General features: G+C 74.2%; 20 protein-coding genes. 4 read left to right on the forward strand and 16 right to left on the reverse strand.

The window, feature by feature from the left end; genetic code table 11:
• Positions 1 to 54 precede the first annotated feature (54 nt).
• The 5 genes from fabF to ACFWA9_RS29445 all read right to left on the reverse strand — a co-directional run bounded on the left by fabF (position 55) and on the right by ACFWA9_RS29445 (position 5,050).
• Positions 55 to 1,320: a beta-ketoacyl-ACP synthase II gene (fabF, locus tag ACFWA9_RS29425; protein WP_380390992.1), complete on the reverse strand. Its 1,266-nt coding sequence runs from the start codon at positions 1,318 to 1,320 to the stop codon at positions 55 to 57.
• A 141-nt stretch (positions 1,321 to 1,461) separates the two neighbouring features.
• Entirely contained in the window at positions 1,462 to 1,704 is a 243-nt protein-coding gene (locus tag ACFWA9_RS29430) for an acyl carrier protein (protein WP_329487501.1), read from the reverse strand.
• Positions 1,705 to 1,784: 80 nt separating this feature from the next.
• Positions 1,785 to 2,816 carry a beta-ketoacyl-ACP synthase III gene (locus tag ACFWA9_RS29435; protein WP_352289745.1) on the reverse strand — a complete coding sequence of 344 codons (1,032 nt, stop codon included), beginning with the start codon at positions 2,814 to 2,816 and terminating at the stop codon, positions 1,785 to 1,787.
• Positions 2,813 to 3,763 carry an ACP S-malonyltransferase gene (locus ACFWA9_RS29440; RefSeq protein ID WP_329487498.1) on the reverse strand — a complete coding sequence of 317 codons (951 nt, stop codon included), beginning with the start codon at positions 3,761 to 3,763 and terminating at the stop codon, positions 2,813 to 2,815. The genes ACFWA9_RS29435 and ACFWA9_RS29440 overlap by 4 nt, the downstream gene beginning before the upstream one ends.
• Before the next feature lie 90 nt (positions 3,764 to 3,853).
• Entirely contained in the window at positions 3,854 to 5,050 is a 1,197-nt protein-coding gene (locus ACFWA9_RS29445; protein ID WP_329492090.1) for a helix-turn-helix domain-containing protein, read from the reverse strand.
• Positions 5,051 to 5,347: 297 nt separating this feature from the next.
• On the opposite strand from ACFWA9_RS29445, the gene ACFWA9_RS29450 reads away from it, so the two are divergent.
• On the forward strand, positions 5,348 to 6,124 hold the full coding sequence (locus ACFWA9_RS29450) for a pirin family protein (protein WP_352289742.1): 777 nt from the start codon (positions 5,348 to 5,350) through the stop codon (positions 6,122 to 6,124).
• Positions 6,125 to 6,165: 41 nt separating this feature from the next.
• Here ACFWA9_RS29450 and ACFWA9_RS29455 read toward each other — a convergent pair whose 3' ends face one another.
• A complete protein-coding gene (locus ACFWA9_RS29455) occupies positions 6,166 to 6,999 on the reverse strand; it encodes a serine hydrolase domain-containing protein (protein WP_352289739.1) in 834 nt (277 codons plus the stop codon).
• 120 nt (positions 7,000 to 7,119) lie between these two features.
• Between ACFWA9_RS29455 and ACFWA9_RS29460 the strand changes: the two genes are divergently transcribed.
• On the forward strand, positions 7,120 to 7,629 hold the full coding sequence (locus tag ACFWA9_RS29460; protein WP_352289736.1) for a MerR family transcriptional regulator: 510 nt from the start codon (positions 7,120 to 7,122) through the stop codon (positions 7,627 to 7,629).
• Between the two features lie 49 nt (positions 7,630 to 7,678).
• Here the strand turns inward: ACFWA9_RS29460 and ACFWA9_RS29465 are convergent, their stop codons facing one another.
• Positions 7,679 to 8,257 (reverse strand): TIGR03086 family metal-binding protein, encoded by a 579-nt coding sequence (locus ACFWA9_RS29465; RefSeq protein ID WP_352289733.1) that lies wholly within the window; start codon positions 8,255 to 8,257, stop codon positions 7,679 to 7,681.
• Positions 8,258 to 8,360: 103 nt separating this feature from the next.
• Between ACFWA9_RS29465 and ACFWA9_RS29470 the strand changes: the two genes are divergently transcribed.
• Positions 8,361 to 9,332: a YafY family protein gene (locus ACFWA9_RS29470; protein WP_329487491.1), complete on the forward strand. Its 972-nt coding sequence runs from the start codon at positions 8,361 to 8,363 to the stop codon at positions 9,330 to 9,332.
• A 22-nt stretch (positions 9,333 to 9,354) separates the two neighbouring features.
• Here the strand turns inward: ACFWA9_RS29470 and ACFWA9_RS29475 are convergent, their stop codons facing one another.
• From ACFWA9_RS29475 to ACFWA9_RS29515, 9 genes are all read right to left on the reverse strand, one after another.
• Positions 9,355 to 10,566, reverse strand: a complete 1,212-nt coding sequence (locus ACFWA9_RS29475; RefSeq protein WP_352289728.1) for an alpha/beta hydrolase — start codon at positions 10,564 to 10,566, stop codon at positions 9,355 to 9,357.
• 157 nt (positions 10,567 to 10,723) lie between these two features.
• Positions 10,724 to 11,071 carry an MmcQ/YjbR family DNA-binding protein gene (locus ACFWA9_RS29480; protein ID WP_329487489.1) on the reverse strand — a complete coding sequence of 116 codons (348 nt, stop codon included), beginning with the start codon at positions 11,069 to 11,071 and terminating at the stop codon, positions 10,724 to 10,726.
• A 72-nt stretch (positions 11,072 to 11,143) separates the two neighbouring features.
• Positions 11,144 to 13,435 (reverse strand): Dyp-type peroxidase, encoded by a 2,292-nt coding sequence (locus tag ACFWA9_RS29485; RefSeq protein WP_380390998.1) that lies wholly within the window; start codon positions 13,433 to 13,435, stop codon positions 11,144 to 11,146.
• A gap of 36 nt (positions 13,436 to 13,471) precedes the next feature.
• Positions 13,472 to 15,421 (reverse strand): galactose oxidase-like domain-containing protein, encoded by a 1,950-nt coding sequence (locus tag ACFWA9_RS29490; RefSeq protein ID WP_380391001.1) that lies wholly within the window; start codon positions 15,419 to 15,421, stop codon positions 13,472 to 13,474.
• A gap of 219 nt (positions 15,422 to 15,640) precedes the next feature.
• Positions 15,641 to 16,867 (reverse strand): acyltransferase, encoded by a 1,227-nt coding sequence (locus ACFWA9_RS29495; protein ID WP_380391004.1) that lies wholly within the window; start codon positions 16,865 to 16,867, stop codon positions 15,641 to 15,643.
• Positions 16,868 to 16,895: 28 nt separating this feature from the next.
• Entirely contained in the window at positions 16,896 to 18,044 is a 1,149-nt protein-coding gene (locus tag ACFWA9_RS29500; protein WP_380391006.1) for an alpha/beta hydrolase, read from the reverse strand.
• Positions 18,045 to 18,187: 143 nt separating this feature from the next.
• Positions 18,188 to 18,862 (reverse strand): response regulator, encoded by a 675-nt coding sequence (locus tag ACFWA9_RS29505; RefSeq protein WP_380391009.1) that lies wholly within the window; start codon positions 18,860 to 18,862, stop codon positions 18,188 to 18,190.
• Positions 18,859 to 20,160 (reverse strand): sensor histidine kinase, encoded by a 1,302-nt coding sequence (locus ACFWA9_RS29510; protein WP_352289711.1) that lies wholly within the window; start codon positions 20,158 to 20,160, stop codon positions 18,859 to 18,861. Before ACFWA9_RS29510 ends, ACFWA9_RS29505 begins: the two co-directional genes overlap by 4 nt.
• A gap of 108 nt (positions 20,161 to 20,268) precedes the next feature.
• Positions 20,269 to 20,958 (reverse strand): TetR family transcriptional regulator, encoded by a 690-nt coding sequence (locus tag ACFWA9_RS29515; RefSeq protein WP_380391012.1) that lies wholly within the window; start codon positions 20,956 to 20,958, stop codon positions 20,269 to 20,271.
• 221 nt (positions 20,959 to 21,179) lie between these two features.
• Here ACFWA9_RS29515 and ACFWA9_RS29520 point away from each other — a divergent pair, with 221 nt between their 5' ends.
• Positions 21,180 to 22,784, forward strand: a complete 1,605-nt coding sequence (locus ACFWA9_RS29520) for an MFS transporter (RefSeq protein ID WP_380391014.1) — start codon at positions 21,180 to 21,182, stop codon at positions 22,782 to 22,784.
• The last annotated feature ends 43 nt before the right edge of the window (positions 22,785 to 22,827 follow it).

Raw genomic sequence — 22,827 nt, forward strand, 5'->3', positions numbered from 1 at the left:
GGCCGGCGCTCGTCACGAGCGCCGGCCCCTTCGTCACGGGCGTCGGAGCGGGCCTCAGACGGTGCGGAAGGCCAGCACCACGTTGTGGCCGCCGAAGCCGAACGAGTTGTTCAGCGCGGCGATCCGGCCCTCGGGCAGCTTGCGCGGCTCGTCCCGGACGATGTCCGCGTCCACGTCGTCGTCCAGCTCGCCGACGTTGATGGTCGGCGGGGCGATCCGGTTGTACAGGGCCAGCACGGTGGCGACGGTCTCGATGCCGCCGGCGCCGCCCAGCAGGTGGCCGGTCATCGACTTGGTCGCCGAGACGGCGATGTGGTCGAGGTGCTCGCCGAGCTCCTTGCGCAGCGCCTTCAGCTCGGCCGTGTCGCCCTGCGGGGTCGAGGTGGCGTGCGCGTTGACGTGCACGATCTCGGCCTTGTCGAGCGGGTTGCGCTCGAACAGGTCGGCCAGCGCACGGGCCACACCGGCACCGGTGGGCTCGGGCTGGGCGATGTGGTGGGCGTCCGAGGAGAGGCCCTGACCCACCGCCTCGCAGTAGATCCGGGCGCCGCGGGCCTCGGCGTGCTCGACCGACTCCAGCACGACCACGCCCGCGCCCTCGCCGAGCACGAAGCCGTCGCGGCCCTTGTCGTACGGGCGGGAGGCGCCCTCGGGGTCGTCGTTGTTCTTGGACATCGCCATCATGTTGGCGAACGCGGCGATCGGCAGCGGGTGGATCGCGGCCTCGGTACCACCGGCCACCACGACGTCGGCGCGGCCGCTGCGGATCATCTCGATCGCGTAGCCGATCGCCTCGGCGCCGGAGGCGCAGGCGGAGACGGGGGTGTGCACACCGGCCCGGGCGCCGACCTCCAGGCCGACGTTGGCCGCCGGGGAGTTCGGCATCAGCATCGGCACGGTGTGCGGGGAGACCTTGCGGGCGCCCTTGTCCTTCAGCACGTCGTACTGGTCGAGCAGGGTGGTGACACCGCCGATGCCCGAGGCGATCACGGCGCCCAGGCGCTCCGGCGCGAGCTTGGAGGAATCGTCGGTGGCCGGCGTCTCGTAGCCGGCGTCGGCCCACGCCTCGCGGGCCGCGATCAGCGCGAACTGCGCCGAGCGGTCCAGCCGGCGGGCCAGCGGACGGGGGAGGATCTCGCCCGGTTCGACCGCGGTGCGCGCGGCGATCCGGACGGGCAGCTCGGTGGCCCACTCCTCGGTCAGGGCAGCCACTCCGGAGCGCCCGGCGACCAGGTTCTCCCAGGTGGTGGCGGCGTCGCCGCCCAGCGGCGTGAAGGCGCCGATACCCGTGACGACCACGGTACGGTTTTCAGCGGTCACTGGATCTTCTTCTCTCACGTTTGTGCGGGGGGCGGCGGCGAGCCGTGGATGGCCCGGCCGGGCGCCCGGTGGGGCGTCCCGGCCGGCGTGTCGGCCGCCTGCGGGAGGCGGCCGACGTCAGGCGTCGAACGAGTCGAACGCTCAGGCGTTGGCGAGGATGTAGTCCACCGCGTCGCCGACGGTCTTCAGGTTCTTGACCTCGTCGTCCGGGATCTTCACGTCGAAGCGCTCCTCGGCGGCCACGACGACCTCGACCATGGAGAGCGAGTCGACGTCCAGGTCATCGGTGAAGGACTTGTCGACCTCGACGTCCTCGGTCGGGATGCCGGCGATCTCGTTGACGATCTCAGCGAGACCTTCCAGGACCTCGTCCTTGGTAGCCATACTGGCTGCTCCTCTTCGGTGTTGAATGCGCCGCCCGGCGGACGGACGCAGGCTTGTGGATGGGTTGGGGCGAAAGTTGCCTAGGGGAGCGTAACGACTGCTGCCGCGTAGACCAGACCCGCCCCGAACCCGATGATCAGCGCGAGGTCCCCGCTGCGGGCCTCACCGCTTTCCAGCATGCGTTCCATCGCCAGCGGGATGGAGGCCGCGGAGGTGTTGCCGGTCTCGGTGATGTCGCGTGCGACGGGCACCGATTCGGGCAGCTTCAGCGCCTTGATCATGGCATCGGTGATGCGCATGTTGGCCTGGTGGGGGATGAACGCGCCCAGCTGGTCGGCGGTGATCCCGGCGGCGTCGAGCGCCTGCTGGGCCACCTTGGCCATCTCCCAGACCGCCCAGCGGAAGACCGACTGGCCCTCCATGCGCAGGGCCGGCCACTTGATCTCCTCGCCGGCGCCGTTGACGGCGTCCTCCTTGGCGAAGGCGGTGTCCCAGGCCTGGGTCTGCGAGATGACGTCCTTCTGGGAGCCGTCCGAGCCCCAGATGACCTTGCCGATTCCGGGCGTGTCGGACGGGCCGACGATCGCGGCACCGGCGCCGTCACCGAAGATGAAGGCGGTCGAGCGGTCCGACTGGTCGGTCAGGTCGCTGAGCCGCTCCACGCCGATCACCAGCACGTACCCGGCGCTGCCGCCGCGGATCATGCCGTCGGCCAGGCCCAGGCCGTAGCCGAAGCCGGCGCAGGCGGCCGAGATGTCGAAGGCCGGGGCGGTGCCGCAGCCCAGCCGCTCGGCGATCTCGGTGGCGATCGCGGGGGTCTGCTTGAGGTGCGAGACGGTGGCGACGATCACGCCGCCGATCTGCTCGGGGCTGATCCCGGCCTGCGCGATGGCCTTGCCGGCGGCCTGCACCGACATCTCGGCGACGGTCTCCTCCGGGCCGGCCCAGCGCCGCTCGGCGATCCCGCTGCGGGTGCGGATCCACTCGTCCGAGGAGTCGATCCAGTTCAGGACCTCGGAGTTGGGGATCACCCGGACCGGGCGGTAGCCGCCGACGCCGTGGATGCGCGAGTGGCGGGCACCGGTGACGGGCTTGATCTGGGGCTGGCTCATGCCTTGTTCTCCTGATCCTGACCGCCGTGCTCCGCGACGAGGTCACGGGCCTTGTCCAGATCGGCGGGGGTCTTGAGGGCAAGCGTCGCCACACCCTTGAGGTTGCGCTTGACCAGTCCGGTGAGGGTACCCGCAGGCGCGAGCTCGATGACCGCGGTCGCGCCCAGCCGCTGCAGGGTCTCCATGCAGAGGTCCCAGCGGACCGGGTTGGAGACCTGCGAGACCAGCCGGTCCAGCACCTCGGTGCCGTCCGTCACGACCTCGCCGTCCCGGTTGGACACGTAGGTGACCTCCGGGTTCGCGACCGTCAGGGTCGGGGCGAGCTTCGCCAGCCGCTCGACACCGGGCGCCATGTGCTCGGTGTGGAACGCGCCGGCGACCTTGAGCCCGATCAGCCGGGAGACCGGCGGCGGGTCGGCCTTCAGGGCCTCCAGCTGGGCCAGCGTGCCGGCCGCGACGATCTGGCCCCCGCCGTTGTTGTTGGCCGGGGTCAGGCCGTGCTCCGCCAGCTTGGCGGCGACGACCTCGGGGTCGCCGCCGAGCACGGCGAGCATGCCGGTCTCGGTGGCGGCGGCGGCCTCGGCCATCGCCAGGCTGCGTTCGCGGACGAAGGTCAGCGCGTCGTGGGCGGACAGCACCCCGGCGCCGGCGGCGGCGGTGATCTCACCGACGCTGTGACCGGCCACGGCACCGACCAGCGCACGGGCGCGGTCCTCGTCCGGGAACAGCGCGCGGGCGGTCACCAGACCGGCCGCGACCAGCAGCGGCTGGGCGACGGCGGTGTCCTTGATCTCCTCGGCGGACGCCTCTGTGCCGGCGTGCACCAGGTCGAGCCCGGCGACCTCCGACCAGCCGCGCAGGCGGTCGGCGACGCCGTCGAGCTCCAGCCAGGGGCTGAGGAAACCGGGGGACTGGGCACCCTGTCCAGGGGCGACGATTACGAGCACGGTTCAACCCTCTCTCGCCAGGCGCCCGGGGGCGGGTAGGCGACGGTAACGAAGAAAAGCATCCGGGATTGTCAGTTCCCTACATCGGGGTCAACTCTGCTCCCCGGCCGCGGCGAGTCGGCCCAGCGCCAGTGCGATACGCAGCGTGAAGGCCGAACGTACGTCGGATGGAGCGTAGCCCGTGACGTCTGTCACACGTCGGAGCCGGTAGCGCACCGTGTTGGGGTGGACGAAGAGCATCCGGGCGGCTCCCTCCAGAGAGGAGGCCTGCTCCAGGTAGACACTCAAGGTCTCCAGCAGTGCCGAACCGGCCTCGTCGAGCGGTGTGTAGATCTCCTCCACCAGCTGACGGCGCGCCGCCTGGTCGCCGGCGAGCGCCCGTTCGGGCAGCAGGTCGTCGGCCAGGGCCGGGCGCGGGGCGTCGGGCCAGGCGGCGCAGGCCCGCAGGCCGGCCGCGGCGGCGTGCGCCGAGCGGGTCGCCGACAGCAGGTCGGGCACGGTCGGACCGACCACCACCGGCCCCGGCGCGAACTGGCCGATCAGCGCCCGGGCCGCGTGCACCGGCTCCTTCTCGCCACCGACCACCACCACCAGGCGCTTGCCCAGCACCCCGGTCAGGACGTGCAGCTTGGCGTAGCGGGCGGCCCGGCGGATCGCCTCGACCACCAGCTCGCTGTCGCCGTCCGGCGCGCTGCCCATGACCACCCGGACCTGGCTCGGCTGGCCCCAGCCGAGCGCGGCGGCCCGCGACAGCACGCCCTCGTCCGCGTCGCCGGACAGCAGCGAGTTGACGACCAGCGCCTCCAGCCGGGCGTCCCAGGCCCCGCGCGCCTCGGCGGCCTGGGCGTACACCTGGGCGGTCGCGAAGGCGATCTCCCGGGCGTAGACCAGGACGGACTCGCGCATGTCCGCCTCGTCGCCGGGCGAGGCCACCTCCTCGATGGCCTCCTCCATCACCTCGATGGTGGTGCGGATCAGCTCGACGGTCTGGCGCAGCGTGATCGCCCGGGTCAGCTCGCGCGGCGCGGTGCCGAAGACGTCGGTGGAGATCGCCTGCGGGGCGTCGGGGTGGCGGTACCACTCGGTGAAGGCGGCGATGCCGGCCTGGGCGACCAGGCCGATCCAGGAGCGGTGCTCCGGCGGCATCCGCCGGTACCAGCCGAGCTGGTCGTCCATCCGCGCGATCGCGGCGGTGGCCAGCTTGCCCGAGGACTTCTCCAGCCGCTTCAGCGTCGCGACCCGCCGTTCGGCCCGGTCGGCCGCGAGTCTGCGCTCCTGCGCGGTCAGGCGTGGCGCCGCCCGCCCGGGCCGGTCCCGCCCGGAGCCGGGCGTCGGGCTCTTCCCGTTCTTGTCGGGCTTGGCGGTCGGATCGTTCTTGGAGTTCGCGGAGGCGGCTGGCACAAGGACAAGACTGCCTCACCGGAGTGACTGCTCGTGCACAGCCCCCGGCGGAGCGGCACGACGGCGGGCGTCGCGCGCCGCGGGCGCGCCGGCCCCGCCCCGGCCACCGGGCCCGCCGGGGAGCGCCGCCGCCGGGGCCGCGGTGCCCGCGGACCGGCCGCGGACCACGCTACGGTGAAGCCCGTGACCGACGCCCCCGCCCGCCCCCGCGCCGACCTGCGCCGCACCGCCGAGCGCTACCGCTCCACCCCGGCCGAGGGCATCGAGACCAGACACGCGTTCTCCTTCTCGGGCCACTACGACCCGAAGAACACGCACTTCGGCGCGCTGCTCGCCTGCAACGAGGAACTGATCGCCCCCGGGGCGGGGTTCGAGGAGCACAAGCACCGGGACACCGAGATCCTCACCTGGGTCCTGGAGGGCGCGCTGGCCCACCGGGACTCCCGGGGCCACAGCGGGGTGGTCCGCCCCGGGATGCTCCAGTACCTCGGCGCGGGCTCCGGCGTCAGCCACACCGAGCGCAACGTCGGCGGCGCCGACGGGCCGGTCCGCTTCGTCCAGATGTGGCTCCAGCCGGACGTCTTCGACGCGCCCCCGGCGTACGGACTGCGCCGGGTGGAACCGGCGGACGGCGGGTTGACGCTGCTCGCCTCCGGGCTGGCGCGGGACGCCGGGACGGACGCCCTGCGGCTGCGCCGCGGCGACGCCGCGCTCTGGCTGGTGACCGCCGACCCCTGGCAGCCGCTGCCCGCGCTCCCGCCCGCCGCCTGGCGGTACGCCCATCTGACGGCCGGCTCGCTGGGCTTCAGGACGGTACCGGGACCGCAGGGCGGCGGCCGCTCGATGGTGCCCGGCGACAGCGTGCGGATCACCGGCGAGGCCTTCGCCGACCCGACGGCGGGCCAGGACGGCGCCGTCCTGCTGCTCTGGGAGATGCACTCGCCGGTCTCGTACGGCTGAGGGCGGCCCGGTCGGCGCGCCGCCGACCGGGCCCGCCGGGCTCAGCCGCGCAGCTCGGCCAGCACCGCGTCGCCGAGCGCCGGCCAGACCTCGGCGGCCCACGGCCCGAAGTCCCGGTCGGTGAGCGCGACGCAGGCCACGCCGGCGTCCGGGTCCACCCAGAGGAAGGTGCCGGACTGGCCGAAGTGGCCGAAGGTGGCGGGGGAGTTGGCGGTGCCCGTCCAGTGCGGCGCCTTGCCGTCCCGGATCTCGAAGCCGAGGCCCCAGTCGTTCGGCCGGCGGTGGCCGAAGCCCGGCAGCACGCCGCTCGTCCCGGGGAAGGCGACCTCGCGGGTGGCCGCGCGCAGGGTGGACGGGTCCAGCAGCTTGGGCGACTGGAGTTCGGCCGCGAACAGCGAGAGGTCCGCCACCGTGGAGAGGCCGCCGGCGCCGGCCGGGGACTTGTGCGCGGTGTTGATCAGCGTGGAGTGCATCCCGAGCGGTTCGAACACGGCCTCGGCGGCGTAGCGGCCGAACTCGATGCCCGAGGCCTCCTGGAGGGTCCGCGCCAGGACGTCGAACCCGGCGTTGGAGTAGAGCCGGCGGTTGCCCGGCGCGGCCATCACCCGGTGCTCGTCGAAGGCCAGCCCGGAGGTGTGCGCCAGCAGGTGGCGGACGGTCGAGCCGGCCGGCCCGGCCGGGTCGTCCAGCTCGAAGACGCCCTCCTCGACCGCGACCAGCACCGCGTACGAGGTGAGCAGCTTGGTCACCGAAGCGAGCGGGAAGAGGTGCTGCCGCGGGCCGTGCCCGCCCAGGACCGCGCCGTCCGCGCCCCGCACCACCGCCGCCGCGGCGTTGGGCACCGGCCAGGTCTCGATCATCCGCAAGCTCTCCATGGCGCCGACTCTAACGGGCGGCCGAAGGCGGGTGCGGGGTCACCCGGGTGGCAGGCTTGCCTGGAGTGCACTCCAACTCACTAGCGTCGTCGTCATCGTTCACCACTGGGGGTACCGATCATGGCCACACTCGCACCGGTCGCCGTCGACCTGCGGACCTGCTCCGAGGTGTTCCGCACACCGGCCGGCGAGCCGAACCGGACTCCTCGGCACACGATCAGCGAGGTGGCGGCGGCCAGCGGACTGACCGCCCACACCCTGCGCTGGTACGAGCGGATCGGCCTGCTCGACCCGGTCGACCGCTCCGCCTCCGGCCAGCGCCGCTACTGCGACGCCGACCTGCACCGGCTGGCCTTCCTCGGCCGGCTCCGGCTGACCGGCATGACGGTCGCCGACATGCTCCGGTACGTGGAGCTGGCCCGCCGCGGCGAGCGGACCCTGGAGGACCGGCGCGGGCTGCTGCTCGCCCACCGCGAGGAGGTCCGGCAGCGGATCGCCGACCTGCACGCTACCCTCGCCGTCATCGACTACAAGATCGACCTGTACGCCGGAATGATCGCCGACCGCGGCGCCCCCGCGGACGCCCCGGACCCGGCGGACGGCCCGCGGGGGAGGAAGCGGAGCGCCTGACCCGCCCCGGCCCGCCGCCGGCCGCGAACCGCCCGCCCGGTGCGGGGGTTCAGACCGCGCGGCCCGTCCAGGCGGCCAGCCGGGTGTAGGTGTCGGCGCCGTCCGGCACGGGCTGCACGGCGGCGAACGGCACCGGGCCGCCGCGGTACTCGGGCGACAGCACGGCCTCGGCGACCGCCAGCGCGGTCAGCGCCAACCGCTCGTCCAGGGCGAGCCGGCTGCCGAGCGCTTGGGCGATGTCCCAGGAGTGCGTGACCGTCTCCATCACGTAGCCGCCCAGCGCGGCCCGGCCGGGCACCTCGCCCCAGGGGGCGACGGCGGGGCGGTCCAGCTTCGCGTCGTCCGCCCAGGCGGCGACGGCCCGGGCGCGGGCCCGGTCGAGGGCGGCCGGCCAGGCGTCGTCGGCCAGCTCGCCGGTGGCCGCCACGACGTCCTCCGCCCGGCCGCCCTCGCCGATGTAGGCGAGCCGGTGCACGCCGCCGACCACGTGGCTGAGCAGCTGTCGCAGGTCGTACTCGGGGCACGGGGTGGGGCGGTCCAGCGCCTCCGGGGTCACCTCGGCGATCAGCTTCTCCAGCTGGCCGAGCGCGAGCAGGTACTGCGGGCGGGGGTCCTGGGTGGTGTCCATCGGTGATCGGCTCCGTCGAGTGGGGAAGGGGTTTCGGCTCTCGGGAGGCAATCTCCCGGTAAAACCTGACAACTGCCGTCAGGGTTTCTGGAACCCTCGTGCCATGAAGGCCGACCGCCTGCTCTCGATCCTGCTGTTGCTCCAGACCCGCGGCCTGGTGTCCGCCACCGAACTGGCCGAGCGCCTGGAGGTGTCGGTCCGCACCATCTACCGCGACGTCGAGGCGCTCTCGTCGGCCGGCGTCCCGGTGTACACCGAGCGGGGCCGGCACGGCGGGATCGCCCTGCTGCCCGGGTACCGCACCGACGTCAGCGGCCTGACCGCCGACGAGGCCCGGGCGCTGTTCGTGCTCTCCGCCCAGGGCGCGCACAGCGATCTCGGGCTGGACGGCGCGCTCGGCTCCGCGCTGCGCAAGGTGATGGCCGCGCTGCCCGCCCCGCACCGCCCGGCCGCCGAGCGGATCAGCGAGCGGATCCTGGTGGACCCGGCCCGCTGGCTCCAGGCCGGCGCACCCGCCGGGCCCGACCTCGGCGAGCTGCAGTACGCCGTCTTCGCCGACCGCCGGCTGCGGCTGCGCTACCGGCACAGCGGCGCGCCGGCCCCGGCCGAGTACACCGTCGACCCCTACGGCCTGGTGAGCAAGGCCGCCGTCTGGTACCTGGTGGCCGATCTGCGCGGTGAGCCCCGGCTGTTCCGGGCCGACCGGGTGCTGGCGGCCGAGGCCACCGAGGAGCCGGTGCGCCGGCGCCCGGGGCTGGGGCTCGGCGAGGTGTGGGCGGTGCTGCGCGAGCAGGTGGAGCGGCTGCCGAAGGAGGTGCTGGTGAAGGTCCGGGTGCGGCGCGGTCGGCTGGACCTGTTCGTCCGGATCCACGGCAGCCGGCTCACCGCGCCGCCGCCGGAGTCGGGCGCGGGCGCCCCGGACGAGTGGGTCGAGCTGGCGATGGGCTTCCCGGCGCTGCCCGCCGTCCGCGCGCTGCTCTCCTTCGGGCCGGACGCCGAGGTGCTCGCGCCGCCGGCCGCCCGGCGGGAGCTGGCCCGGGCCGCCGTCGAGGCGGTCCGGCTCTACCAGGAGTGACCGGGGTGGGGCCGAGTGGCCGTCAGGCCTCGGGAGCGGGCCGGAGCACGTCCTCGTAGTGGCCGAGCGAGATGGCCGCGAAGTTGTGCAGGCTGTCGGTGCCCTCGGTGAAGTAGCCGTTGTGGCCGGAGGAGCGGGCCGAGGAGATCTGCTCGGCGCCGAACTCGGCCGAGGTCGGGTCGGCGCCGTGGCCGAGCCCGCCGACCTCCAGGTACGGCACGTTGCCGATCCAGTCGCTGCCGTTGCGGGTGGCCCAGACGTGTACGCCGGCGCCCAGCTCGGAGGTGCTCTGCACGCCCATGCCCGGGCTGCCGAACACCATCAGGTCGGTGATCCCGGAGGTGTCGGACGGCGAGGCGGCCGCCCGGGGGATCTCGGGGGCGGCGGTGCCGCAGACCACCGAGCCGTAGGAGTGGCAGAGCAGCGACGGCGGCGCGTCGGGCCGGGTGGTCTCCTTGAGGCCGGCGAGCAGCCGCTCCAGCCGGGGCGCGCCGACATCGGCGAGCCGGGAGGTGACGGCGTCCGGGCCGAGGCCGGAGGGCGTGACGTAGCCGGTCCAGGCGATCACCGCGGTGCGGGTGCCGGGCGACTGCCGCCGCTCCTCGGCGTACAGCGCGCGGGCCATCCCGGCGGGGGAGCGCAGCGGGTCGGCGGCCTGGTCGAAGTGGCCGAGGTCGGCGTCGGAGCCGGGCACGAGGACGGAGATCCGGTCGGCGTCGGTGAGGTCGCCCCAGACCTCGCTGACCAGGCCGCGGCCGCGCGGGTCGAAGGCGAGCACCTGGCGCTCGGGGGCGAGCAGGTGCTCGACGTCGTTGGCGCGGGAGACGGCGAGCGCGCGCAGGTCGGAGTCGAGGGTCCGGTCGGCGGCGCGGGCCCGGGCGCGGTCCCGCTCGGCGGTGAGGGCGATCCGGTTGGCGCGGTAGCGCAGCTCGACCGGGGCGCCGTCGAAGTTGCCGACGACCAGCGGGTAGTCCTGGATCAGCCGGTCCAGCTCGGTGGGCGCCAGCGAGGCGAAGAAGTCGGCGGCGGCGGCCGGCGTGGTGAGGGCCGGATCGGGCAGGGTGCGGTCGAAGGAGTGGTCCTCGACCCAGGCGGCGCTGCCGGCCGGGGGGGTGGAGATCGCCAACTGCTCGGTGGACGCGGCGGCCTGGGCCGCGGCGGCGCCGGCGTCGGCCAGCACGGCGCATCCGGCGAAGGCACCGATCAGTACACGCTTCCACCGCCGACGGCGCATCGCGTCAACTCCCTAGGGGCCCGTGACCGTTCTGCGGGCGGGGCCCGGAGGTGGTACGACTGCCAACTTCCCTGGGTAAGCGTAGGGGGCGTGGCGCGGTGTCGGGCCCGCTCAAACTGTGGGATGGATCACATGAACCGGCGGTGTCCTTTCGGCGTCACCGGTCCTGCGCCGCGTCGAACTCCCTGACCATGCGCTTGGGAGCGGTGCGGCGCCAGGCCTCGGTGAGCAGCTCGCGCAGCTCCTCCGGGTCGACCAGGTCGAGCCGGACGCCGACCCAGCCGTGCCGCCCGACGTACGGGGGGTAGGAGAACACCTCGGGCGCGGCGGCGAGCAGCTCGCTCTGGTCCTCCGGGGAGGCCTTGACGCTGACACCGGTGCCGTCCGGCGAGCCCATCGCGAAGATCTTCGTGCGGACCCGCAGGGTCTCGATCTCCCAGGTCGGCTGCTGCACGGCCTCCGGCAGGGCGAGCGCCATCGCGCGGAACTCATCGAACGTCACCATGGCGGCAGCGTAGGGCAGTGGACCGACACCGCGCCCCCGGCACGCGTCACGGGCGGGGGCGCGGTGACCGGCTCAGGCCAGGGAGGCCCAGCCGTCGCACGAGCGGTCGTCGGCGATCTTGCGGTCCGGGTGGCCGCTGCCGTCGGCCACCGAGATCTTGCGGTAGTTCTCGCCGTGGAACACCCAGTACTCGCTGCGGCCGCCGACCCGCTGGACGTCGGGCACCGGCAGGAAGCAGTCCACCCCGGTGATGCCGTCCAGCGAACTCCACCGCGAGAGTTCACGGTCGGTGCGCTCGCAGACGTCGGTGTGCGCGGCGCCGTCCGCCACCGAGATCAGCCGGTACCGCTGGCGGCCGCCGGTGGTGTGGAACGCCCAGTACCAGCTCTTGCCGCCGACCCGCTGCTGGTCGGGCACCGGGAGGAAGCAGTCCATCCGCTCGACGCCGACGAGCGAGGGCCAGGCGGAGAGGCCGCGGTCCGGGCGCTCCAGGGCGTCGGTGTACGTCCCGCCGCCGCAGGTGATCGAGACGGACCGGTACTGCTGGCGGCCGCCGGTGGTGTGGAACACCCAGTACCAGCTCTTGCCGGCCGGGTTCTGCAGATCGGCCATCGGCAGGACGCAGTCGATCCGCTCGACCCCCCGTAGGCAGGGCCAGGTGGTCAGCGCGGCGTCGCGCTCGACCGGGTGGTCGGTGTGCGCGGCGCCGTCCTCGACCGCGATCCGGCGGTACTGCGGGCCGTGGAACGCCCAGAACTGGCTCCGGCCGCCCTTGCGCCACTGGTCCGGGACGGCGACGAAGTCGTCGCACGGGTAGCCCCTGTCCTGCCGCGCGGAGGTCTGGCCGCCCTGCTGGCCCTGCGACTGCCCGGTGAGCCGCCCCTCGGCGAGCGCCTTGAGGGTGCTGATGGACGGCGCGAAGGCGTACACCGAGCCCTGGGTCTGCACGAACTGCTGGAAGTGCAGCGGGGTGTGCTTGATCGCGCCGTCCGGGCCGCGGCTCTCGAAGTCGACGTCGTCGGCCTCGGTGATCACCGGGTCCTTGCCGGGGACGGGGTTGCGGCCGGGCGGGAAGTCCGGCTGGTCGATCCAGTCGGCCTGGATGAACTCGAACTGCCGGGCGATGTCGGCCTGGTAGCAGACGAAGAGCAGGCCGCGCGGGTCGTCGGGCCCGCCGGGGCCCTCGGAGGCCGGGTCGAACGGGAACCCGTAGGGCGCGCCGCGCCGCATGATCCGCCGTCCGTCGAGCTCCTTGGCGTCGAACGGCGGCCGGCTCGGGTCGGGGGCCTGCAGCCCGGCCCGCGGGCTGGACTTGCGCAGGTGCGAGAAGAGCGGGGTGACCAGGCCCTCCAGGTCGTCCCGGAAGTCGAAGTCGTTGTCCGAGGACGCCTTCGGGTCGTTCGGGACGTCGCGGTCCTGGTGCTTGCAGACCGGCGCCCCGGAGCGCCAGCGGCCGACCAGCCGGGCGGCCAGCCACTCGGCGGTGGCGGTGTCCGGGACGGCCTTGGCCTGCTTGAGCTCCTTCAGCTTGACCGAGACCTGCGACCACCAGCCGGGGACGTCCTGGGAGAGCCGGCGGACGACCTGGAAGGAGCCGTCGCGGGCCCACGCGGGGAAGTCGGTGAAGCTGCCGGGGGCGGGCTGCTCGCCGACGACGAACTCGCCGGCCGGAATGATCCGGGTGCCCGGGTGGCCCTCGACCTCCTCCTCGTTCGCCGGGTTCGGCGGGTCGAAGAAGCGGACGCCGGGCTCGCTGATGCCGTCCTTGAAGCCGAAGTGCTCCTTGCCGCGGCGGCTGCCGAGCAGGGTCTTGGCGTTCTGCTGGAAGATGGTGACGATCTTCGCCTCGGCGGCCGCCTCGCGCTGGGCGGTCACGGTGGCGGCGAGGTCCTGCTCGGTGTCCGAGGCGATCGTCAGCACGGCGTGCACCTGCTGGTTCCTGCCGTTGCCGAAGAGCCAGTTCTCCGGGGAGTTGTCGCCGGTGTCACCGAGCGCGCCGGCCCGCTTGGCCGAGCCCTCCTTGAACGCCTCCAGGCCGCTGCCGACCGGCGGGGCCTGTTCGAACGGGTCGGTGGCGGAGAGCTGGCGCATGCCCTCGTAGGTGAGGCTGAGGCCCAGCCAGGTGGCCTTGAGGGCCTTGGGGTCGTCGCCGCCCGAGTTCTTGCGGGCCTCGCTGAACGCCGCGTTGAACTCGGCGACCTGCCGGGTGGTGGCGATCTGCGGGGCGACCGCGCGCAGCCAGTCGCGGGCCCTGGCGGCGTCCTCGAACTTCAGGAACAGCAGGGTGACGTTGTCCTTCTTGAAGCCGGCGACGATGTCGCCCTGGATCTCCTCGCTCCGGCGCAGTCTCAGATCCGTTGCCATGGGGTTCCTCCGTGGGGTGGGTGGGGGAGGCCGGGATCAGGCCGGGGAGCCGAGCTGCACCCACTGCGCGACGCTGGGCACGCCCTTGTCGTTGAGCAGGAAGAGCATGTACCAGCCGGGGGGCGCGGCCTTGGCGTCCGGCGGCGCCTGGAACTCCAGCCGGTTGCCGGCCCGGCTGCTGAGCCGCAGTTCGATCTGGCGCTGGCTGGTGTTGACCGAGTGGGTGGCGGTGGTCGGCGCCAGCAGGACGGCCTTGGCGGCCCGTTCCGGGGTCGAGGTGGTGACCAGGAACTTCTTGTCGTAGCCGACCGGGGAGGTGGGCCCGCGGTCGAGCGAGGGGCGGTTGGCCTGGTGCAGGTAGGCGGGCTCGTAGATCTCGATGGTGCCGTTCATGGTGACGGGCCCGGTCGTGCCCGGGATGCCGCTCACCGTGCCGTCGATGTCCGGGTTGTTGGCGATCTGCTGCAGCTCGTCGCCGGTCACCATGACCCGTCCGTCGGGCAGCACGACGGCGTTGGAGTGGTAGCCGCGCGGCAGCCGCTGGACCGGGCCGAGCTTCCAGTTGCCCTGGTCGTCGCGGAGTTCGACCTGGCGGTACTTGAGGTCGGCGTTCGGGTTGTAGGGGCCGTTGCCGTAGTCCCGGATGTCGTAGGCGCCGTTGACGGTCATCAGCTTGCCGTCGGGCAGCAGGATGGTGTCGTCCTGGGTGCGGCCGAAGGCGCGGGACTTCTCGGCGGTCCAACTGCCGTTGGAGAAGCGCAGGGTGCTCGGGTTGTCGCGGTCCCCGCCGAGGACGAGGGCGGAGTCCGGGCCGTTGACGCCGCCGGGCAGCATGACGGCCGAGCCGTAGTTGCGCTTGCGGCCGTCCGGGCGGGCGGTCAGGTCGCTGCGGGTCTCGTTGACCGGGTCGAACTTCCACTGCTCGGCGGCCTGGCGGCCGAAGCCGTAGATGTTGCCGTCGTTGAGCGAGAACAGGTGCGGGTAGTCCAGGGTGAACGGCGCGTCCGCCTTGAACCGGTCCACCGGGGTGTTCCTCGGCGTCTCGGTCTTCAGGTGCGGCACCGGGTGGCCCTTGGCGGGGAAGCGCTCGACGACCGGGGTCGGGGTGCCCCAGCCGAGCTCGGACTGGCCGGACATGATCAGCTGCCGGCCGTCGGCGCCGGTGACCACCGAGGGGTACCAGCGGCCGACCGACATGTCGGGGTTGCGGGTCCAGGTCTCGGTCCACGGGTCGAAGATCAGCGAGAGCTTGGCGCCGGTGCCGCCGTTGCCGCCCAGGTTGCCGCCGAAGACGCCCAGCATGCCGTTGGGCAGGTAGGAGTGCCCGGCGCAGAAGAACGGCGCCGGGCGCTCCTGGCCGAGGCCGTCCGGCATGTCGACGACCGGCGGCGTGACCTGCTTGAAGGCGGCGGTGCCGGTGCCCTTGGCCGGGTCCCAGAGGAAGGCCCGGCCGGCGTTCTCCCGGCCGATGGTCTGGGTGGGGGCCGGCTCCTTCTCCGGGTTGGTCTCGATCCGTTCGAAGGAGAACAGCAGCACCTTGCCGGTCGGCAGCAGGGCGATGTGGTCGCCGAAGTCGGGGGAGGGGAAGTACGCCTTGAACGCGCCGAAGGTCGCCGGGTCGAAGCCGGCGTTGGCGGCGGTCTGGGAGTCCGTCAGCGCCTTCAGCCGATTGGTCCGGGTGGTCTGCGGGTAGTCGCCGACGCCGCGGACGGCCGCGCGCATCCGGGCGTGCTCCTCGGCGTGCTCCGGGCCGAGCGCGGCGACCTCGTCGTCGCGCATCTCGGCCAGCACCCGGGGCGCGGTGATGTGCGGGGTGGGGTCGGCCGGGACCGCGGCCCCGTCGTGGCCGCCGCCGTGGGCGAGGACCAGGGCGACGGCGGGGGTGGCGGCGGTCAGGACGGTGCCGGTGGTCAGCGCGCAGACGACGGCGGTGGCGACGGCGGCGAGCCGGCGGCCGGATCTCGGCCGTGGTCGGGACAGGGACATGGGACTCCTCGGAAGGGGGTGTGGGGGAGAAGCCGGCGGGTGCGGACGGCCCGGCCGTGGGCGGGCGGGGGCGACCGATCGTCGCCGACCGTCACAGGACATCACAGTGCGTGTCGGTTCGCATGCGGATCCATCCCCGGCCGGGTACGTGTCGCCGACGGACGGGGCGTGGGCCCGTGCGGCTCACGCCCCGTCAGTTCCCCGGCTGCGCCGACCGGCTCACACCACGCCCAGCGCGTACGCGGCGAACAGCGCCGCGGCGGCGCCGGCCACCGTCTTCCAGGGGCGGGAGAACGCCGTCCAGGGGCCGTCGAAGCGGCGGGTGAACCACCCGATCGCGACCAGGACGGCGCCGAACAGCGGTAGCAGCGCCACCCGGGCGGCCGCCCAGGCCAGCGAGTCCGGGGCGCCGGTCAGGCCGGGCACGGTGCCGAGGACGGCCGCGCCCGGTACCGCGACGGCCAGCATCGCGCTCTGGTGCCAGCAGAAGATCGTCATCGCCGAGAGGTTGACCGCCACCACCGGCAGCCAGAGCAGCGGGCGGCGCAGCAGCCGGCCGAGCCGCTCGCGCAGCAGCACCGCGGCGCCGATCTGCACCGCCGCCAGTGCCAGGACCAGCAGGGACGGCGGGTGCGAGTTGGTCCGCCCGGCGCCGGGCACGCCGACCATGCTGGCGGGGTAGTGGAAGACCAGCAGCAGCGTGGCGAACAGCGCGCCGCCGCCGAGCAGCAGCAGGCGCGCGGCCGGACGGCCGAGCCGCCCGTGGGCCCAGAGCACGCCCAGCTGATAGCCGAAGAGCCAGCCCGGCAGGATGTTCAGCAACCCGACCCAGGACGGCACCGCGTCCGCCCACGGGCCGTAGCGCAGCAGGTCGACCACCGCGACCACGGCCGCCAGGACGCCCGCCGACCAGCCGCGCAGCCGCCGGGCGGCGGCCACGCAGAGCGGGGTCAGCGCGGTCAGCCCCAGGTAGACGCCGATGTACCAGAGCGGCTGCACCACCAGCACCGAGCCGGTCCGGACGGTGTCGCCGGGGACGCCGAGCCGGCCCAGCGCCGGGATCAGCAGCGCCCAGACCGCCGCCACCCCGAGGACCGGGCGCAGCAGCCGCACCGAGCGGGCCCGCAGCCAGCCGGCGTGGCCGACCCCGCGGGCGCGGGCCCGCTCCAGCGAGCGGACCGAGGAGTGGCCGCCGACCAGGAAGAACACCCCGAGCATCTGGAGCACCCAGCTGGCCGGGGCGAGGAAGCCGAGCGAGCCGAGCGGGCTGGCGTTGTGCAGGGCGCCGTCGGCGGAGCGGGTGAAGCCGCCGAGCAGCCAGTGGCCGACGGGGACGGCGAGCAGGGCGAGGGCGCGCAGCCCGTCCAGGGCGCGGTCGCGGCTCTCGGGGGTGCGGGTGTCGACCTGGTGCGCGGCGCGGCGCAGGGCGGTCAGCGGGTGGGACATGGCGTTGCTCCTCGGGAGGTGGTGGGGCTCAGCGGCCGAGCGCGAGGGCGGCGTAGGCGGCGAGCGAGGCGGTGCCCGGGGCGAAGTAGCCGGTGTGGCCGTGGGATCCGGTGGCGGGCAGCGGGCGGGCGCCGAACGCGGGACCGGTCGGATCGGCGCCGTGGCCGAGGCCGAGGAGCGAGACGTTGGGCACGTCGCCGATCCAGTCGGAGCCGTTGCGCCGGGTGGCCCACAGCGGCACCCGGGGGTCGAGGTCGGCGGCCGAGCCGACGCCCATGCCGGGGGAGCCGAGCACCACCAGGGCGGCGGCCTGCTCCGGCCCGGGGCGGGCCAGGCCGCAGACCACCGAGCCGTAGCTGTGGCAGAACACCGTGGCGGGAGCGGTCGGCCGGGTGGTGACGGCGAGCCCGTCCAGCAGCCGGGTGAGCCGCCGGGCGCCGGCCCGGGCGAGGGTCTCGGTGGCGGCGTCCGGGCCGAGGCCGACCGGGGTGGTGTAGCCGGCCCAGGCGATCACGGCGGTCTGCCGGCCGGTGGCCTCGTACAGGGCGCGGGCCATCCCGGCCGGGGTGCCGTACGGGTCGGTGGGCCGGTCGAAGCTCCGCAGGTCGATGTCCGAGCCGGGCACGACGACGGCCGTCCGGGGTGCGGTGGCCAGGTCGCCGAGGACTTCGGCGACCTGGCCGCGTCCGCGCGGGTCGAAGGCGAGGATCCGCCGGTCGCCGTCCAGCAGGGTGCGGTAGCGCTCGGCGCGTTCGCGGGCGGTGGTGCGGTCCTGCGGGGTGAGCGCCGGGTCGGCGGCGCGGGCGAGTTCGCGGCCGCGCTCCTCGGCCAGGGCCAGGGCGTTGGCCCGGTGGCGGAGGCCGACGGGGGCGCCGTCGAGGTTGCCGACCACCAGCGGGTGGCGGACGGCCAGCGCGTCCTGACGGGCGGTCGGCAGTTCGGCGAAGAAGGCGGCCACCGCGGCGGGGGAGGCGGTGGCCGGGTCGGGCAGCCGGAGGCCGAGGGTGGTGTCGGCGACCCAGCCGGCGGTGCCGGGCGGTGGGCCGGTGACCGGGTGCTGGGTGTCGCAGGCCCAGCCGCCGGCGCCGAGTACGGCGGCCAGGGCGACCGCGGCGGCGGCGACCGTGCGGGCGAAGCGCCGGGGCCGGGGTCGGTGCTCGGTGCGAGGCTGCCGCATGTGCGTGTTCTCCCTTGTCCGTCGGGTGTCGACGGAGAGGAAGGTAGAAACGCGGCGGCCCCGCGGACGTCACTCCGCGGGGCCAACTCCCGGGTACTACCCGGGTAGCAGGAGGGGAACGGGACCGGCCGGGGCCGGGCCGCTCACTGACCCGGCGTCACCAGGCCGGACTCGTAGGCCAGGATCACCGCCTGGGCGCGGTCGCGCAGGTCGAGCTTGGCGAGGATCCGGCCGATGTGGGTCTTGACGGTCTGCTCGGCGAGCACCAGGCCGGCGGCGATCTCCTGGTTCGACAGGCCGCGGGCGATCAGCTCCAGCACCTCGGTCTCCCGGGGGGTCAGGCCGTTCAGCCGCAGCTTGGGGTCGCGGCGCCGGGCCGGCCTGGTCCGGGCGAAGTCCTCGATCAGCCGGCGGGTGACCGAGGGGGCGAGCAGCGCGTCGCCGGCCGCCACCACCCGCACGGCGGCGATCAGGTCGGCGGGGGGCGCGTCCTTGAGCAGGAAGCCGCTGGCCCCGGCCCGCAGCGCCTCGTACACGTAGTCGTCCACGTCGAAGGTGGTCAGCATCAGCACCTTCGGCCGGTGGGCCCCGGGGACGGCCGGGTCGAGCAGCCGGCGTGCCGCCTCCAGGCCGTCCATCACGGGCATCCGGACGTCCATCAGCACGACGTCGGGGTGGGTGCGGCCGCAGACCTCCAGGGCCTGCGCGCCGTCCGCCGCGTCGCCCACCACGTCGATGTCGCTCTGGACGCCGAGCAGGGCGGCGAAGCCCGCCCGCACCATCGCCTGGTCGTCGACGATGATCACGCGGATGGTCATGCGGCGGGCTCCCGGGGGGTGTCGATCGGCAGGACGGCGGCCACCTTGAAGCCGCCGTCGGGCAGCGGGCCGGTGTCCAGCTTCCCATCCAGCAGCCGCACGCGTTCCCGCATGCCGACCAGCCCGTGACCGGTCCCCTCGGCGGCGGCCTCCAGCGACTCGGCGCGCGCGGGCGGGGCCCCGTTCACCACGGTGACCAGCAGGGCCGGGCCGTCGACGGCCAGCGACACCCAGGCCTCGGCGCCGGGCGCGTGCCGGACGACGTTGGCCAGCGCCTCCTGGACGATCCGGTAGACGGAGAGGTCGACGGCCTGCGGCAGGGCGTCGACCAGCTCCGGGAGCACCGCCAGCTCGGCCGGCACCCCGGCCCGGCCGACCGTCTCGACCAGCTGGGCCAGTTGCGCGATCCCGGGCTGGGGCGCCTTCTCGGTGCCGGACTCCTCGCTGCGCAGCACCCCGAGCAGCCGCCGCATCTCGGACAGCGAGTCGCGGGCGGTGCCGGCGATGGCGCCGAACTCCTCGGCCGCCTCGGCCGGCACGCCGGCGATCCGGTATGGGGCGCTGGCGGCCTGGACGGCGATCACCGACATGTGGTGGGCGACCACGTCGTGCAGCTCGCGGGCGATCCGGGCGCGCTCCTCCAGCAGGGTGCGGCGCTCGCGCTCGGCCTCGCTGATGTGCTCCTGCTCGGCGAGCAGCCGCTGGGCCTCGGCCCGTTCCCGCAGGGCGCCGCCCAGGACCAGGACGGCCCCGGTCAGGGCCACCGCGAGCAGGCTGTTGTCGCTGCCGACGTCCGCGCCGATGCCGAGCAGCGACAGCGCGAGGCTCGTGGCGGCGGTGGCCAGCCAGACGGAGAGCAGGGTGCGGCGCCGTTCGCGCAGCGCGAGCGGCAGCATCAGCAGCAGGTAGCCGACCACGCCGGGGGCCGGCCACGGCCAGGAGGAGGAGGTGTCCCGGCCGGTGGTGAGGATCAGCAGGGAGGTCAGCAGGTCGGCGGCGCCGATCATCCACCAGGCGGGCAGCGGGCGGCTCACGGCGAGCAGCAGCGGCACGGTCTGGGCGATCGAGAGGGCCGCCGCGAGGCCGACGTTGAGGCCGTAGTCGGTGGCCAGGACGTTGGTCGCGCTGGGCAGCAGGGAGCTGATCGCGGCCAGCGCGAGGACGTACGGCAGCCAGCGGACCCAGCGGGCGGCGGCGTGGGCCAGCAGCGGGGTGTGGTCGGTGGACGGGCGGGCGAGCGGGGCTAGCAGACCGGGGAGCAGGCCGCCCCGGGCCGGCCCGGTGGGCGGATCGATCATCCCGTCAGCCTAGGGCGGCCCGTGCCGACGGGCGTCGGACCGGGGACCGGACTCCGCCGTAGTACTCCGGTATGACCCGTGGCCGCGGGGCCGCTCCCGGACGGGGCGCTAGTGCCGCCAGTCGCCGGCCAGGGCGGGGCCGAGCTGGTCGAAGTGACGGGTGATCAGCGCGATCATGCCCTCCAGCCCGGACGCCTCGTGGTCGGCGCTCCAGGACAGGTGGGCCGCGCGCAGCACGCTGCCGAAGACCGCGGCCATCACGGTGGGGCGCAGGTCCTCGGCCGGGTCGAGGCCCTCGCGGGCGGCCAGCACCTGGACCACCACCCGCTCCTGCTCGGTGACCCGGCGCAGGTGGGCGGCGAGCAGTGTGGGGGTGTCCTCGATCATCTGCATCAGTTCCAGCGCGCTGGTCACCGAGCCCGGGCCGGTCCGGTGCCGGGAGCCGAGGTCGTGCCAGGACTCGACGATCGCGGCCCGCAGGGCCTGCAGCGGGTTCTCCTCGGCGGGGCGGGCCCGCAGCCGGTCGATGAAGTAGTCCTCGGCGTCGGCCATGACGGCGAGGGCGACCTCGTCCTTGTTGGCGAAGTAGCGGAAGAAGGTGCGCTGCGAGACGTCGACGGCGGCGGCGATCTCGTCCACCGTCGTGCCGGCGAACCCCTGGCTGAGGAAGAGCCGGTGGGCGGCCTCGATCAGGGCGTCCCGGGTGCGCTGCTTCTTGCGCTCGCGCAGGCCGGGACCGGCGCCCTCGGCCGGCCGGACGGCCGGGGCGGTGGCGAGGGGCGAGCGCTGAGCGGCCATGGCGGGGGCCTTCCGGACGGCGAGGCGGAGGGGGGTACTGGTGCACAACTGTAGCGGTCTGACAAATGTCAGTCCCCGCAACAAGGCAGAGTTTGCCAAATGTCAGTTGCTGACATAATCTCCGGAGCGTGGCGTCCCCAGGCCGGGTAACTCGTGGGGACGGGTGGGCCCGGGGCGCCACGACCACGTCTGTTCGCTGCCATGCCCCCGGAGGGCCCCAGATGAGCCAGTCCGTCGTCAAGAGCGCCAAGGCGGACGACCCGCCGCAGCCCGACTCGTCCTCCGGGGGCGGCCTGAAGGGGCATCCCTGGCTGACCCTGCTGACCGTCGCCGTCGGCGTGATGATGGTCGCGCTGGACGGCACGATCGTCGCGATCGCGAACCCCGTCATCCAGGCCGACCTCAAGGCCGCGCCGTCCGAGATCCAGTGGGTGACCAGCGGTTACCTGCTCGCCCTCGCGGTCTTCCTGATCACCGCCGGCAAGATCGGCGACCGCTTCGGCCACAAGCGGACCTTCCTGGTCGGCGCGGCCGGCTTCGCCGCCACCTCGGCCGCGATCGCCTTCGCGGGCAACATCGAGACGGTGATCGCCTGCCGCGTCCTGCAGGGCCTGTTCGGCGCGCTGCTCCAGCCGGCCGCGCTCGGCCTGCTGCGCGGGGCCTTCCCGGTCGAGAAGCTCAACATGGCGATCGGCATCTGGGGCGGGGTGATCGGCGCGTCCTCGGCGGCCGGTCCGATCGTCGGCGGTCTGCTGGTCGAGCACGTCAGCTGGCAGTCGGTGTTCTTCATCAACATCCCGGTCGGCCTGCTCACGCTGGCCCTCGGCATCTGGATCCTGCGGGACGTCCGGGCCGAGAAGGCGGCCAAATCCTTCGACGTCCCCGGCATCGTGCTGCTCTCGCTGGCGATGTTCGCGCTGGTCTTCGGCATCATCAAGGCGCCCGAGTGGGGCTGGGGCGACACCAGCACCCTGCTCTTCCTGGGCGGCGCGCTGGTCCTGATGACGGCCTTCGCGCTCTGGCAGCGGGTCGCCCGCGAGCCGCTGATCCCGCTCAGCCTGTTCCGCTCCGTCCCGCTGTCGGCCGCCACGCTGCTGATGGTGCTGATGGCCTTCTCGTTCTTCGGCGCGATCTTCTTCGTGACCTTCTACCTGCAGAACGTCCACGGGATGGCGCCGGTCGAGGCCGGCGTCCACCTGCTCCCGATGACCGGCATGATGATCATCGGCTCGCCGGTGGCGGGGCTGGCCATCGGCCGGCTCGGCCCGCGGGTCCCGATCGTGGCCGGCATGCTGATCACCACCGTGGCGATGTTCGGGATGTCCACCCTGGACGAGGGCTCCGGCGCCGGGGTGATGTCGCTCTGGTTCGTCCTGATGGGCCTGGGCATGAGCCCGGTCATGGTCGGCGCCACCGAGGTGATCGTCGGCAACGCGCCGATGGAGCTCTCCGGCGTGGCCGGCGGCCTCCAGCAGGCCGCGATGCAGGTCGGCGGCAGCCTCGGCACCGCGGCGCTGGGCGCCCTGATGGCCGCCAAGGTCGGCGACGTGCTGCCCGGCAAGTGGGCCGAGGCCGGCCTGCCGCCGGTCCAGGGCGCCGAGGCCGAGGGCCTCAAGCAGGCGGCCCAGCTCGGCTTCGCCCCGCCCGCCCCGGAGGGGACCCCGGCCGAGGTGGTGGACGCGATGGCCGGCGCCGTCCACCAGTCCTTCCTCAGCGGGATGTCGCTCGCCTTCGCGGTGGCGTCCGTGGTGGCCTTCGCCGCCGCCCTGCTCGGGCTGCTCGCCCGCCGGGGCAAGGGCGAGGCCGGCCCGGCCGTCCACATCTGACCGCCCGCGCACCGCGAAGCCGGTGGCCCCGGACTCCCTCGGG

The organism is Kitasatospora sp. NPDC059973 (assembly GCF_042737525.1).
Taxonomy (GTDB): domain Bacteria; phylum Actinomycetota; class Actinomycetes; order Streptomycetales; family Streptomycetaceae; genus Kitasatospora.